Below are 15454 nucleotides of genomic sequence, written 5' to 3' on the forward strand. Positions count from 1 at the left end.
GATTTTTTTTTGACTAATTTTGAGGGAAATAACTCACTCAAAATCAGAAAAAATGAAAAAAATCTTTGTATTGTTGTTGTGTATTTTCGGTTTTACCGTCAGTGTAGCGCAGACTACAACATCGAGTATTAAAGGGATTGTAAAGGGTTCGGCAAACGAACTTTTGCCGGGAGCTACTGTTTTGGCAGTCCATACTCCGTCGGGTACTAAATATTCTTCCCTGTCTAATGAAGACGGAAGATTTAATATTTTGAATATGAGAATTGGAGGGCCATACAAAATTACTGTCAGTTTTGTTGGTTACCAAAATCAGGAGTATAATGATGTTTATCTCGATTTAGGAAAAGTATTTAGCTTAGATGTAGACTTAACAAGTGAAAGCCAGGCTCTGGAAGAAGTAAAAGTGGTCTCTAAGAATAAAGTTTTCCAAAGCGGAAGAACAGGTGCAGAAACAACAATTGGCAGAAGAGAATTAACAGCTTTACCTACGATTTCAAGATCAGCAGAAGATTTCACCAGACTGGAACCAACAGCAAGCGGTGGTTCATTCGGGGGAAGAAATGATCAGTATAATAACTATTCTCTGAATGGAGCTATTTTTAATAACCCGTTCGGACTCGATGCAGCAACCCCTGGCGGGCAGACTAACGCTCAGCCAATCTCATTAGATGCAATCGATCAGATTCAGGTAGCAACTGCTCCTTATGATGTTACTTTGTCAGGATTTACAGGAGCTTCTGTTAATGCTGTTACAAAATCAGGAACTAACGAGTTTCATGGTACTGCCTATGCATTTTACAGAAATCAGGATTTAACCGGAAGTAAAATCAAAGGACAGAAAATATTTGTACCTTCTTTAGAGCAAACTCAGGCAGGATTTAGTTTGGGAGCACCAATTATAAAAGATAAATTATTCATTTTTGGAAATTTTGAAATTGATAAAAGGACTGACTTAGGCTCTAATTTTATCGCCAATAACAATGATGGTATTACCGGAATTAATGAATCCAGAGTTTTACAATCAGATTTAGATGCCGTTTCAAGTGCTTTGATGGGGTTAAAAGATGCACAGGGTAATAATTTTAATTATAATCCGGGAGCTTATCAGGGTTTTATCCATGAATCGAATTCTACTAAAGGGATTATAAAACTGGATTGGAATATTAATGATAACAATAAACTGGCTGTTATTTATAATTTCCTTGATGCTTCAAAAGATAAGCCTGCACACCCAACCGCTTTAGGATTTAGAGGGCCAAATGCTTCAATACTTCAGTTTCAGAATGCAGGATATCAGATTAATAATAAATTAGATTCATTTTTATTAGAGTTAAACTCAAAATTTAGTGAGTCTGTTTCTAATAAACTTCAGGCTGGTTATACTTATTTTAATGATTTTAGAGATCCGTTTTCGTCTCCGGCTCCTGTAATTAATATTCAGGATGGATCAGGGGCAAATTATATTATTGCAGGTCATGAACCATTTTCTATCAATAATACGCTTAAGCAAAAAGTAATTCAGATTACCGATAATCTTACTTACACCAGCGGAAACCATGCCTTTACTTTTGGTTCTTCTTTTGAGAAATTTAATTTTGAGAATTCATTCAATCTGGCAGGATATGACAATTTTGGAAATCCAAATGGTTATGCGGGAACTTTTTTTACTCCTTACTCAAACGTACAGGCATTTTTAGATGACGCGGCTAGGCCTTATGCTACTAGTATTGTTGCTCAAAACTTTCAGTATGCACAAGATATGGCAGAATCTAAAAGCAATTTTGCTGTTGGATCAGATGGCGGATGGAAACTGGCAGAACTTAATGTAGGTCAATGGGCATTTTATGCTCAGGATGACTGGAGTGTTGCTGATAATTTTAAACTGACAATTGGTTTAAGAGCAGATAAACCTTTGTATTTCAATACTGATGAGTTGATTCAGAAATATATTGACACTGATAATGGTGGAGCCGGACGAGATAATAATATAGATTATTATGATCCGGAAACTGGTAAGGCGGTTAAATTGATTTCAACAGATTTACCAAGCGATAAGATTTTATGGTCGCCAAGGCTTGGTTTTAATTGGGATATTAAAAATGATGCAACCTCACAACTTCGAGGCGGATCAGGAATTTTTACCGGAAGAATTCCTTTTGTTTGGTTAGGAAACCAGGTTAGTGGTGCAGATGACAGCTTTTTCCAGATTATGGATCCAAATTATAAATGGCCGCAGGTTTGGAGAACAAGTGTAGGTTTTGATCATAAATTTGAAAGTAATTATGTTTTGACAGTTGATGTATCTTATAATAAAGATATTAATGGTGTTCATGTGCAAAACTGGGGCTTAAAAGATCCGACAGGAACTTTGGGCGGTGTAGATAACAGATTGATTTATACTGCTGCGGATAAAGGAGCTAATAATGCTTATGTAATGACAAATTCAGATAAAGGATTTGCTTTTAATAGTTCTATTAAGCTTCAAAAAACTTTTGAGAACGGATTTTATGCAAGTTTGGCTTATAATTATTTGATTTCTAAAGATGTAAATTCTATTGAGGCTGAAATTACAGGTGATGCTTTTGCATTTAACCCTGCACTAGGAAATGTAAATAAAGATGTGCTTTCTAATTCTAAATATGGAGATACGTATCGTTTTATTGGGGTAGCTTCAAAAAAATGGAGATATGGGAATGATAAATGGGCAACAACGCTGTCTACTTTTTTTGAATATGCTCAGGGTGGACGTTTTAGTTATACTTATGGAGGAGATATAAATAATGATGGTTCTGCGGTGAATGATTTAATTTATGTTCCTACCTCTGCTGAAATTGCACAAATGACATTTTCAGGAGCAGGACAAGGTGAGGCTTTTGATAAATTTATTGAGCAGGATGAATACTTAAGAGACAGAAGGGGTGAGTATGCAGAGCGTTACGGAGCAATTTCTCCATGGAGAGGAAAATGGGATCTGAAATTTTTGCAGGACTATAATTTCAGGGTTTCATCCGCCTCAGAAAAAAAGAACACCATTCAGTTTAGTGTTGATATTTTGAATGTTGGGAACTTAATTAATTCGGATTGGGGAGTAGTTCAGGTGCCTACGAGTGTACAGCCGATTGGCGTGACTGTTGCAGGAAACACACCAACTTATACTTTTACTAATACTCAGACCAAAACGTTTAACTATGATGCTAGTTTAACATCAAGATGGCAAATGCAATTTGGTATTAGATATATTTTCTAATAGATAAAGATGTTGTAAATTTGCCCCCTCATTTGAGGGGGCTTTTTTTTATATAAATAAGCCATTTAACATTATAATTTTGAAAAGCAATAATGAAATACGCAAGACTGACAAAAGAACAATTTGATGAATTACATGCAGAATTTTCAAGTTTCCTTGCAACGCAGGCAATTGATAAGGCAGAGTGGGATTCGATAAAAGAAAATAGACCAGTAGTAGCAGAACAGGAATTGGATGTTTTTTCTGATTTGATTTGGGAAGGTGTTTTATCAAGAGCAGAGTTTTTGGAACATTTTTCTAAAAATCATATTTTTCTGTTTCAATGTTTTGAAACTTATGTTCAGTCAATTGTTTTAAAATCATTGGTTCCGGAAACTGACTTTCTTACTAAAGATGGTTTACAATGGCTAAGTGATAATATGTTTACTGAAAACATAGAAATGAAAGTAGGAAAAAAAGTATTTACTGAAGATCGTAACTCTTCTATCTTTGATTTAATTCAACAGGGAGCGTTTTTAAGTGATGGGCAACTGTTCAAACAGATTAATACGATTATTGAATCGTAAATTGTACGATTATTTTTTAATTAAATAGGTAAATGATTGGTGTTAAATTATTTACCTATTTTTATTTTTTTAACTTTTGTTTAATCTTTTTTATTTTTCTATACCCGTATTTTTACGTGTTTTTTGTTAATATTGAAGGAATTAATTAATTTAATTAGATTATGTAAGTTTTACTTTTCAAATATATTTTTTTTCTTAAAAAAAGCATAAAAAAATTTCTTAAAAGTAATATTAAACTTACATATTTATTTTATTATGAAAAATACTTGATTTTTTTGAGATATCAATAATCGATTACTTTTCTGTGAAAAACACTGTATTTATTAGGTTTCCAAGCGTTTGTGTAATTAGTACGGTTCTCGCTTTTTAAAAAAAATAAGAATTTTATGTTTGTTTTGTATTTTAATTTTTATTATTTTTAATCAAAGAAAGTTAAACAAACAACGTTTTTTGATTTGCCTAATAATATATCAAATTCATAATGATGATATATTTTTTAAACAATAATCATAACCCAGTTTACTTCTTGTTTTACAACGGTAATTTTAGAATTTAATTTATTTTGCCTATGGAATTGACAAATACTCTTTTACTCAAGTTTGCGTTAGTAACTCAAATTATTTTAGCTTTATATTTTTTGATTTCGTACACTTTAAAGTTTATTGTTAAAATAAATTTTGGTGTATTGGCAGACTTGTTTTCTAAATTTAAATATTTCGTCAGTTTAAAATTTTTATTATTAAACCCATTCAATGGTTTTGTAATAAAAATTTGTTGTGACCTGATGACTTCAGGATGCAATAAATACCCCCGCTTTCATGATTCAATTTAATATTAAGTTATTCTAAAAACTTAATTTATTAATGGACAGCCTAATCAACTTCTGTTAATATTGTTTCATACATTATATTATAGAATTCCCCCCAATTCTAGAAATCTAAATTTTATCGATAAAATTTAGTACAAGCAACAAATCACTCCATCAGGAAAGCTGATAGAATCAGTATGTCCTGTAAGTTCAAAAAAAGAATTATTTAGAAGAATTTATTAATGTATGCGCAATGCGTACGGAATTGTTATGTGATTTATGCAGAAATCTAATTTGAAGCCCTTAGCTAAGGTTTTAAGTTTATTCTAATCAATTTATTATTAGTGTTTTTTTAATTGCCTAGGCATCGTGCCTATTGCAACAGGTATTTTATTGTCCATTTTCTAATCTTCCAAATTATGAAAAAAATCTTTACTTTTTGTAATCTCATTCATGAGAAGAGATTATTCGGACTATTATTTTTATTCTTATTATGTAATAATGCGTTTTCGCAATCGGTTTGCAGACCAACATCGCAAACTAATAGCCAGGGCGGATTATTATGTGTAGGATTAGATGTAGATAGTCCCGCTAATGCCTATGATAATGACGCAGGCTTAGCAACGTATGCGACACTAACCAATGCCGTCGGGCTTGGCTGCTTTGTCGAAGAAACATTGACTTTTAACCAAACGGCAAGAGCCGGAGATGAGGTGTTGATTTATTTTGGGACCGGTAATGGTTTATTAGATGTTTCATTACTATCTAATGCCTCAATTCAGGCAAAATTATCCGGAACAAATGTTGGCGCAAGGACTTCACTAAACAGTCCTCTTTTGAATTTGAATTTATTGAATGGCAATGGTGTTGGGGTAGCACGTTATACTCTGACCGGCGACGCCAATCAAATTCAGATTCAGGTCGGAGGGTTACTTAGTTTATTAGTGAGTCTGAGGATTTATGATGTTCGTCTGGATTTTGCAAAACCTACAGTAACAGGTGGTTTGAACCAAACAATTTGCTCGGGCACTTCAGCTAACCTTACAGCAACACCTGTAGCAGGAACAACTTTAGCGTGGTATAGTTCTGCAACGTCTACAACGGCTTTAGCTACTGGAAATACTTTTACCACACCGAATTTAACAGCTAATACAACTTATTATATAGGTGTTACAAGAGCAGGTGGCTGTGAAGGAAGCGATCGTTTGCCGGTTGTAATTAATGTTTCGAATCCGATTGCACCTGTAATCAATACTTCTGGAACTTCTTTATGTTCAGCAGGGGCCACACAACAGACAACATTATCGGTTTTAAATCCTATTCCCGGAACTACTTATTCCTGGTTTTCTTCTTCAAGCGGGGGAGTAGCTTTAGCCTCGGGAACCACATATTCGCCAACAGTTCCTGTTGGTACAACCAATTTTTATGTAGAAGCTTCGATAGGGTCTTGTTTGAGTCCCGCAAGGGCTCCGGTAACTGTTGTATCTACTGCTATTCCGGCGGAACCAACTATCTTAACACAAAGTGTAACTATACAATCTGGGCAAAACGCCACCTTAATTGCGACAACATCTGAACCGGGAGTTCTTTTAAATTGGTATGACGTTCCGACAGGAGGAACTGCAGAGGCGCTTAATTCGCCAACATTTACCACTCCTATACTAACTGCCACAAAAACGTATTATGTTGAGGCACAAAACGGTTCAGGAAATTGTGTAAGTATGGCAAGAGTTCCTGCAATGGTAACAGTTATTCCGTCTGCTTTAGGAGGATGTTTAGAAGCAAATAGCCAGCAGACTACAGTAAATGGTTTGTGTTTATTATGTACATCATCAAATCCTAATAATTCAGTTGACGGAAACCCAGCTACCGCGGCACGATTAACACTTCCTGTTGGATTACTAAACGGATGGATTCAACAGACACTTCAGTTTAATAATCCTGGAAAAGCAGGAGATATTGTTGATGTAGAACTTGAACTGCCTGGTGGTTTGGCAGATCTTGCATTATTAGGCGGAGTAAGTTTAGCTACTTATAATGGAGCTACTTATAACAATGACAGGGTTTTTATTAATGATCCTTTGGTAAGTTTACAATTATTAACAGGAGACCGTTTTAGAGCGAGCGTAGTGGCAGGAGCTAATTTTGATCGTGTAGAAATTCGCTTTGGCGCTGTTGTAACAGTACTAACAAGCTTAGATATTTATCAGGCTACTTATAGATATAAAGCACCCGCTATTACCGGAAATACAACTATTTGTACCGGACAAACTACGACATTAACAGCTGCACTTGCAGTTGGTGAAACAGTAAATTGGTATAGTGCTGCTACAGGCGGAAGTTCATTAGCTGCTACTGCTGCATTCACAACTCCGGCTTTAACAACAGCAACAACGTATTATGTTGAAATAACCAGAAATGGTTGTGTAAACAGTGAACGTTCTGCCGTTTTAGTTTCAGTTAATAATCCTGTTGCACCATCTTTGGTTGCTGTTCCGGCAAGTTTATGTTCTGGTCAGGCTTCTACAATTACAGTTCAGTCACCGGTTGTGGGGACCACTTACAATTGGTATGATGCGGCTTCAGCAGGAAACTTATTATTTACAGGAACTTCATTTACAACTCCCGCTTTAACAACAAATACCAGTTATTATGTTGAAGCTGTTATTGGGGATTGTATATCTCCCACCAGAACTGCGATACCGGTTACTGTAACCCCATTACCTGCAGCTCCAACTGCAGCATCTACTACAGTAATTATTCAGACGGGTCAAAATGTAGCACTACAGGTAAATCCGGTAGCGGGTATTGATAATGATTGGTATGATGTACCAACCGGCGGAACCGCAATAGCTGTTGATACCGACACATTTACTCCTTCTCCGGCTTTGACTGCGAATAAAACGTATTATGTTGAGGCAAGAAGTAACGGTTCAAATTGTTCGAGTACTACGAGAACTGCTATAAATGTTGTGGTTATCAATACTGTGAGCAGTTGTTTACAGCCTAATTTGCAAAATGTAACAAGAGATCCTGGCTTATTATGTGTTGCCTGTACTTCGGCAAATGATTCTTTTTCTGTAGACGGAAACATTAATACTGCTACAACTCTTTCAATACCTGTAGGAGTAGCAGGAAGTTATATACAACAAGAATTGATTTTTCCTACTGCTGGAGAAGCAGGTGATATTATAGATGTAGAATTAGAGATTCCGGCTGGACTTCTTGATATAAGTGCGTTATCTTATATTAGTTTAGCAACCTATAATGGAGGGACTTATAATAATGACAGAATAAATATCAATAACAATTTATTATCTATACAATTATTATCAGGAAATAGGTTTAAAGCGAGTTTTACTACAGCAGCTACATTTGACAGAATTGAAGTTAGATTAGGTGGAATAGCTACTTTATTAACGAGCTTAAATATTTATGGAGCTTCTTACAGGTTTCCAGATGCAGTTATAACAGGAAATGCTGCTCCAATTTGTTCAGGACAACAAGCAACATTAACAGCAACGGCTCCGGGAACACAAACTCAAACATTTACCTGGTATGATGCACCAACAGGTGGTGCGATTGCGGCTGTTAATCCTACAATTCCATTAACTGCTACAACAACCTATTATCTGGAAGCTGCACGAGCAGGTTGTGTTAATAGTGTTCGTCAGCTTGTTACTGTGAATGTAAATCCATATTCTACTGCTGCGGATGTTGTAGTTACAAGTCCAATTGAAGCAACTTGTGCAGGAGAAGCAGTGATTGCTCCAACAACTGCTTTAGCTGGTGCCGAGTTCAGATATTACACAGATCAGACTAAAGCACAAGAAATAATAACCGGAAGTGTTATTGGAGGGGTTACATTTACTAAAAATCCCGTTACCGATGCGCTTTCGCTGAGCGGACTTACAGCTGCAGGAGTGCCTTATAACTATTTTATATCTGTTTCAAGCCCAACTACCTGCGAAAATGACATTAATACTCTACAGCCAGTAAATGTAACTATTCCAACGCAAACGCCTTTAGTGGTTACATCGCCATTAATTGCCTGTGGTAGTGCAGATCTTACAACTGCTATCACACCGTTTGATACAACAGGAAATACAATATATACTTTTTATGACGCATCCAATAATGTAATAAATCAGGCTGCGGCAACAAATATAACTACAAGTGGTGTTTACTCCATTCAAGCTCAGGGTAACGGAGTTACTTGTCCATCTGTTATACTACCAGTAACAGTTACAATTAATCCGTTGCCAAGTTTGAGTGTTATTCCTTCGATTTCTATAAATGCCGGAAATGCTGTTGCCTTAAATGCAACATCTGATGGTACTCTTGCCTGGTTTGATCCACAAGGAAATGCCATAACAGGACCTCCATTTTCAACAGGAATTTTAAATACACCTGGAATATATACCTATACAGTAGTAGCAAGCAATGCTAACTGCTCAAGAGCAGGGACTGTTTCTATAAATGTTATTGATCCAACTAGTTGTCAGGATTTAACGCAAAGAGTGTATGCAAATGCACAAACATCAGGTTCGATTGTGACAGGAACTGTGTCTGATGGCGGAAACGCAGTTGATGGAAACCCTCAGACTTTTTCTACTATTACCACAGGAGTAGGATTATTAGGAGTGGGAACAACGTGGCAAAATTTAACATGGCCAGCGAATATCGTGAAAGGAACTCCTGTTACTATTAAACTAGGTTCCGAATATAGTGCAGTGGCATTAGGACAAAATTTATCAGTAATTGGAACCAAAGCCGGAGTTGATATCGGAACAATGCAGCCTGTTTCAAATTCATTATTGAATTTATTATCAGGAGATAATGCATTTGAATTTAGTTTTGTTCCATCAGATGCTACAGGGCCGCAGGATTATGACGGAATCAGAATTCAGTCAGCATCAATTTTAAGTGTGGCTCAAAACACAAAAGTTTTTGATGCTTATTATACAAGATCAGTACCAACTGTTGCCTGTACTCCTGGTGATATTGAGGATATATATTATGGCGCAACAGATCTTGGAATAGGAGTGCTAACAGCAACAGTTGGTGTTACCGATCCATGGAATGTAGCTGATAATGACGTTACAACATTTGCTACTATGTATAGTGGTGCAGGAGTACTTGCATCTGCAGATTTGACAGTTGCATTTAAAACACCTTCGATTGCAAGTGATACATTAAGAATTGTGGTTTCGAAACCAGCAGTTCTTCTGGATGTTAATGCCCTTACTGGTTTTAGTATTCAGCGTTATTTAGGAAATGTTGCCGTTGGAGCTCCAATTCAAAATACAAGTTCATTACTTAGTATACGATTATTGCCAGGAAATACAATGTCAATGGTACTTGTAAATTCTCAGCCTGAACCTTATGACCGAGTTAGAATCCGTTTTGGAGGAGTTGCAGGTGTGCTAGAATCTTTAAGAGTTCATACTGTTGAACGTGTAGCCAACACAGAAGTTATAGGAGCAGACCCTAATAATAAAGTGATTGTTTGTCCGGGCGCAGAGGTTACGCTGCAAATACCTGAAGAAGATTGTTCTAAATACGTTTGGTATGATGCACCTACAGGAGGAAATGTAGTAGCAAACGGAATAACATACACAGTTCCGTCAACGTTAGCTTCTGGAATCTACAGATATTATGTACAGCCAGTACGATATGGATGTGAATCTTTTGCCAGAGGAGAAGTAGTCGTTGAGGTTAGAACGTCAAGCCCGGTAAATGCTTTGACAAATATAACGCTAAACGGAGCAGCTACAACCTCAATCTGTTCTCCAACCGGAACAGTAACATTAGCAACAGGTCTGACTGGAACTCCAGTATTAACAAGTCCAATCTACTATTGGTACAGTTTTGATGGAACAACCAGTCAGTTAATTTCAGGAGAAACAACGGCTCAATTAGTTGTTAATGGTTTAACTCCGGGGACTTATACCTATTATGTTGGAGTTAGTTCAAATGAATTTTGTGAAACTGCAGCAGCAGACAGAAAACAAATTACATTTACAATATTATCTCCTTCTGTCGCTACCGATATTTCTGTTGATGATACAGCAGTATGTCATGATGTGCCAGCTTCTTTAACACCAACTGCAAGCACATTGACAAATCCAATATTTACTTGGTATCTGGATCCTAATAAAGCTCAACCTATAACAAACGGAGCAGTTATTAGTGGTGTAACTTATGCTATAAGCAGTACAGGTGTATTAACAACCACAGGTTTAACCCGCGCCTTGAGCCCGGTAACATATTATGTGGCAGTTTCCAGTAACACTACATGCGAAAATATTGCTGGTACGCTTCAATCTGCGACTATAATTATAAATGATCCTAATACGCCAACAACAACAGACGCCACTCAGGATTTCTGTTTAGTGGATGCACCAACCTTTGCGAGTATTCAGGTAAATGAAACTAATGTAATTTGGTACAGTGCCGTAACAGGCGGAACCGCTTTTGCTTCAACAGCTGCTTTAACGAGCGGAACCTATTATGGTGGTATTTTAGACCCTATAACTAGCTGTGAAAGTTCAGTTCGTTTGCAAGTAACGATCAGCGTTACTGATCCGGGAACACCGACAACAACAGACACGACACAGGATTTCTGTTTAGTGAGTGCACCGACATTTGCAAGCATTCAGGTAAACGAGGCTAATGTGGTTTGGTACAGTGCTGCCACGGGAGGAACAGCTTTTGCTTCCACAGTCGCTTTGACCAGCGGAACCTATTATGGTGCAATTATAGATCCGGTAACCAATTGTTCAAGTAATACAAGACTGGCGGTAACGATCAGCGTTACCGATCCGGGAACACCGACTACAACAGATACCACACAGGATTTCTGTTTAGTGATTGCACCGACATTTGCAAGCATTCAGGTAAACGAAGCCAATGTAGTTTGGTATAGTGCTTCAACAGGCGGAACAGCCTTTGCTTCAACAGCCGCATTAACAAGCGGAACCTATTATGGGGCAATCGTAGATCCGGTAACCAATTGTGCAAGCAATACAAGACTTGCGGTAACAATTAGCGTTACTGATCCAGGCACACCGACTACAACAGATGCTACTCAGGATTTCTGTTTAGTGGATGCACCAACATTTGCAAGCATTCAGGTAAACGAAGCCAATGTAATTTGGTACAGCGCTGCAACAGGCGGAACCGCTTTTGCTTCAACAGCCGCATTAACAAGCGGAACATATTACGGAGCAATCGTAGATCCTGTAACCAATTGTGCAAGCAATACAAGACTTGCGGTAACAATTAGCGTTACCGATCCGGGAACACCGACAACAACCGATGCTACTCAGGATTTTTGTTTAGTAAGTGCACCGACATTTGCAAGCATTCAGGTAAACGAAGCCAATGTAGTTTGGTACAGCGCTGCAACAGGCGGGACAGCTTTTGCTTCTACAGCGGCTTTAACCAGCGGAACTTATTATGGTGCCATTTTAGATCCTACAACTAGCTGTGAAAGTTCAGTTCGTTTGCAAGTAACAATTAGCGTTACCGATCCGGGCACACCGACAACGACAGACACGACACAGAATTTCTGTTTAGTAGATGCACCAACCTTTGCGAGTATTCAGGTAAATGAAACTAATGTAGTTTGGTACAGCGCTGCAACAGGCGGAACCGCTTTTGCTTCTACAGCGGCTTTAACCAGCGGAACTTATTATGGTGCTATTTTAGACCCTATAACTAGTTGTGAAAGTTCAGTTCGTTTGCAAGTAACAATTAGCGTTACCGATCCGGCAACGCCGACAACAACAGACACCACACAGGATTTCTGTTTAGTGAATGCACCAACATTTGCAAGCATTCAGGTAAATGAAACTAATGTAATTTGGTACAGTGCATCAGCGGGCGGAACGGCTTTTGCTTCAACAGCCCCTTTAACAAGTGGAAGCTATTACGGGGCAATTATAGATCCGGTAACCAATTGTGCAAGCAATACAAGACTGGCAGTAACAATTAGCGTTACCGATCCGGGCACCCCGACAACAACAGACACTACTCAGGATTTATGTTTAGTAAGTGCACCGACATTTGCAAGCATTCAGGTAAACGAAGCCAATGTGGTTTGGTACAGTGCTGCAACGGGAGGAACTGCTTTTGCTTCTACAGCGGCTTTAACCAGCGGAACTTATTATGGTACTATTTTAGATCCTACAACTAGCTGTGAAAGTTCAGTTCGTTTGCAAGTAACAATTAGTGTTACTGATCCGGGAACACCGACAACGACAGACACGACACAGGATTTCTGTTTAGTTAGTGCACCGACATTTGCAAGTATTCAGGTAAATGAAACTAATGTAATTTGGTACAGTGCCGCAACGGGCGGAACAGCTTTTGCTTCAACAGCCGCTTTGACCAGTGGAACCTATTATGGGGCAATTATAGATCCGGTAACCAATTGTGCAAGCAATACGAGACTTGCGGTAACGATCAGTGTTACCGATCCGGGAACACCGACTACAACAGATGCTACTCAGGATTTTTGTTTAGTTAGTGCACCGACATTTGCAAGTATTCAGGTAAATGAAACTAATGTAATTTGGTACAGTGCTGCAACAGGTGGAACCGCTTTTGCTTCAACAACTGCTTTAACCAGCGGAACCTATTATGGGGCAATTATAGATCCGGTAACCAATTGTGCAAGCAATACAAGACTGTCAGTAACCATCAGTGTTACTGACCCGGGTATACCGACAACAACAGATACTACACAGGATTTCTGTTTAGAAAGTGCACCGACATTTGCAAGCATTCAGGTAAACGAAGCCAATGTGGTTTGGTACAGTGCTGCAACGGGCGGAACAGCCTTTGCTTCAACAACTGCTTTAACCAGCGGAACCTATTATGGTACTATTTTAGACCCTACAACTAGCTGTGAAAGTTCAGTTCGTTTGCAAGTAACGATCAGCGTTACCGATCCAGGCACACCGACAACGACAGACACGACACAGGATTTCTGTTTAGTTAGTGCACCGACATTTGCAAGTATTCAGGTAAATGAAGCCAATGTAATTTGGTACAGTGCCGCAACGGGCGGAACAGCTTTTGCTTCAACAGCCGCTTTAACAAGTGGAACGTATTATGGAGCAATTATAGATCCGGTAACCAATTGTGCAAGCAATATAAGACTGGCAGTAACCATCAGTGTTACTGACCCGGGTACACCGACAACAACAGACACGACGCAGGATTTCTGTTCAGTAAATGCACCAACATTTGCGAGCATTCAGGTAAACGAGGCTAATGTGGTTTGGTACAGTGCCGCAACAGGGGGAACCGCCTTTGCTTCAACAGCGATGCTAACAGACGGAACGTATTACGGAGCAATTGTAAATCCTTCCGGTAACTGTGAAAGTGTAACAAGACTGCAAGTTACTGTTACAATCGGAAATCCGGCAGCAACGCCTACAACAACAGATGCTACGCAAAATTTCTGTTCTTTAAATTCACCAACAGTTGCTAATATTCAAGTAAATGAAGCAAATGTGATTTGGTATAGTACTGCAACAGGCGGAACTGCAATTCCTGCTACAACTGCTTTAACAACAGATACTTATTATGGAGCAGTAACAAGCGTTACAGGTTGTGAAAACCCAGTTAGATTAGCGGTTCAGGTAAATGTAAATACACCAGGTATAGTTACAACGCCTAATACGACTCAAACATTTTGTTTGTCTGCAAATCCAACAATTGCAAATATATTAGTAAATGAACCAAATGTAATTTGGTACTCTTCTGCAACAGGCGGGACACCATTGGCGGCAAATGCAGCTCTTACGGCGACTACTTATTATGCAGTAGCATTGAGTAACAACTCAAATGGATGTATTAACGTTACTCGTTTGGCAATAGCTATAGAATTTGAAAATGATGCTCTTGTACAGCTTACGACAAGTGATAATACACCATGTGTTTTCCAAAATGTAACCTATTCAATTGCAAACGGAAAATCAGATTATGTGTGGTCAGTTTCTAATGGAACAATAACTTCCGGCGGAGGAAATACAGATGGCTCTGCAACAGTATCGTGGTCAGATGTTGGCCCGGGAACAGTAACGGTTACGTATACTAATAACTGTGACGAGACAACTACAAAAACATTAAATGTTACAGTAGCATCATGTTCAGACTTAACGATAACAAATACAGTTAGTAATCCAACACCAAACTTTGGAGAAGAAATTGTCTTTACTATAAAAGTTAATAATGTTGGAGAAGGACTAATTAACAATGTACTTGTTAGTGAATTAATTCCAAGTGGATATACTCTTGTGTCATCTTCTGCATCAAGCGGAGTGTATGATACGGCAACACAAGTATGGACAATTCCTAGTTTACCAGCAGGAACAAGTGAAACTCTTGAAGTGAGAGTTCTGGTATTACCTAGTGGAAATTACAATAATGTTGCAACAATAGAAATCTCAACTCCTTTAGATGTTGATCCGACAAATAATTCAGCTACAGCCTTAGTAGATCCAATTTGTTTGACAGTGTATAATGAGTTTACTCCAAATAATGACGGAGCAAATGATCTTTTCAGAATTGATTGTATCGAAACGCATCCAAATAATGAACTTAAAGTTTTCAACAGATACGGTGCGTTAGTATACAGCAAAAAGAATTATGAAAATGATTGGGACGGCACTGCCAATGTATCGGGAGTTATAAATAGAGGAGATATGTTGCCAACAGGTACTTATTTTTATTTGATAGACACTGGAGACGGGACGATTAAAAAAGGATGGTTATCTATAATGAGATAACACTATTTAATCACATCTAATTAATTTAACT

General features: G+C 38.0%; 3 protein-coding genes. All 3 read left to right on the forward strand.

All coding sequences use genetic code 11. The features are described 5' to 3' along the window. Positions 1-52 precede the first annotated feature (52 nt). A complete protein-coding gene (locus tag JOD96_RS00400) occupies positions 53-3247 on the forward strand; it encodes a carboxypeptidase regulatory-like domain-containing protein (RefSeq protein ID WP_209562286.1) in 3195 nt (1064 codons plus the stop codon). A gap of 92 nt (positions 3248-3339) precedes the next feature. Then, entirely contained in the window at positions 3340-3813 is a 474-nt protein-coding gene (locus JOD96_RS00405) for a DUF6495 family protein (protein ID WP_209562287.1), read from the forward strand. 1227 nt (positions 3814-5040) lie between these two features. Continuing rightward, positions 5041-15423 carry a gliding motility-associated C-terminal domain-containing protein gene (locus JOD96_RS00410; RefSeq protein WP_209562288.1) on the forward strand — a complete coding sequence of 3461 codons (10383 nt, stop codon included), beginning with the start codon at positions 5041-5043 and terminating at the stop codon, positions 15421-15423. Positions 15424-15454 lie beyond the last annotated feature (31 nt).

Source organism: Flavobacterium sp. 1355 (genome assembly GCF_017833415.1).
Taxonomy (GTDB): Bacteria; Bacteroidota; Bacteroidia; order Flavobacteriales; family Flavobacteriaceae; genus Flavobacterium.

Excerpts from the sequence above, each read along its gene's own strand:
- JOD96_RS00400 (WP_209562286.1), top strand. The coding sequence starts at position 53 with ATGAAAAAAATCTTTGTATTGTTGTTGTGTATTTTCGGTTTTACCGTC.
- JOD96_RS00405 (WP_209562287.1), top strand. The coding sequence starts at position 3,340 with ATGAAATACGCAAGACTGACAAAAGAACAATTTGATGAATTACATGCA.
- JOD96_RS00410 (WP_209562288.1), top strand. The coding sequence starts at position 5,041 with ATGAAAAAAATCTTTACTTTTTGTAATCTCATTCATGAGAAGAGATTA.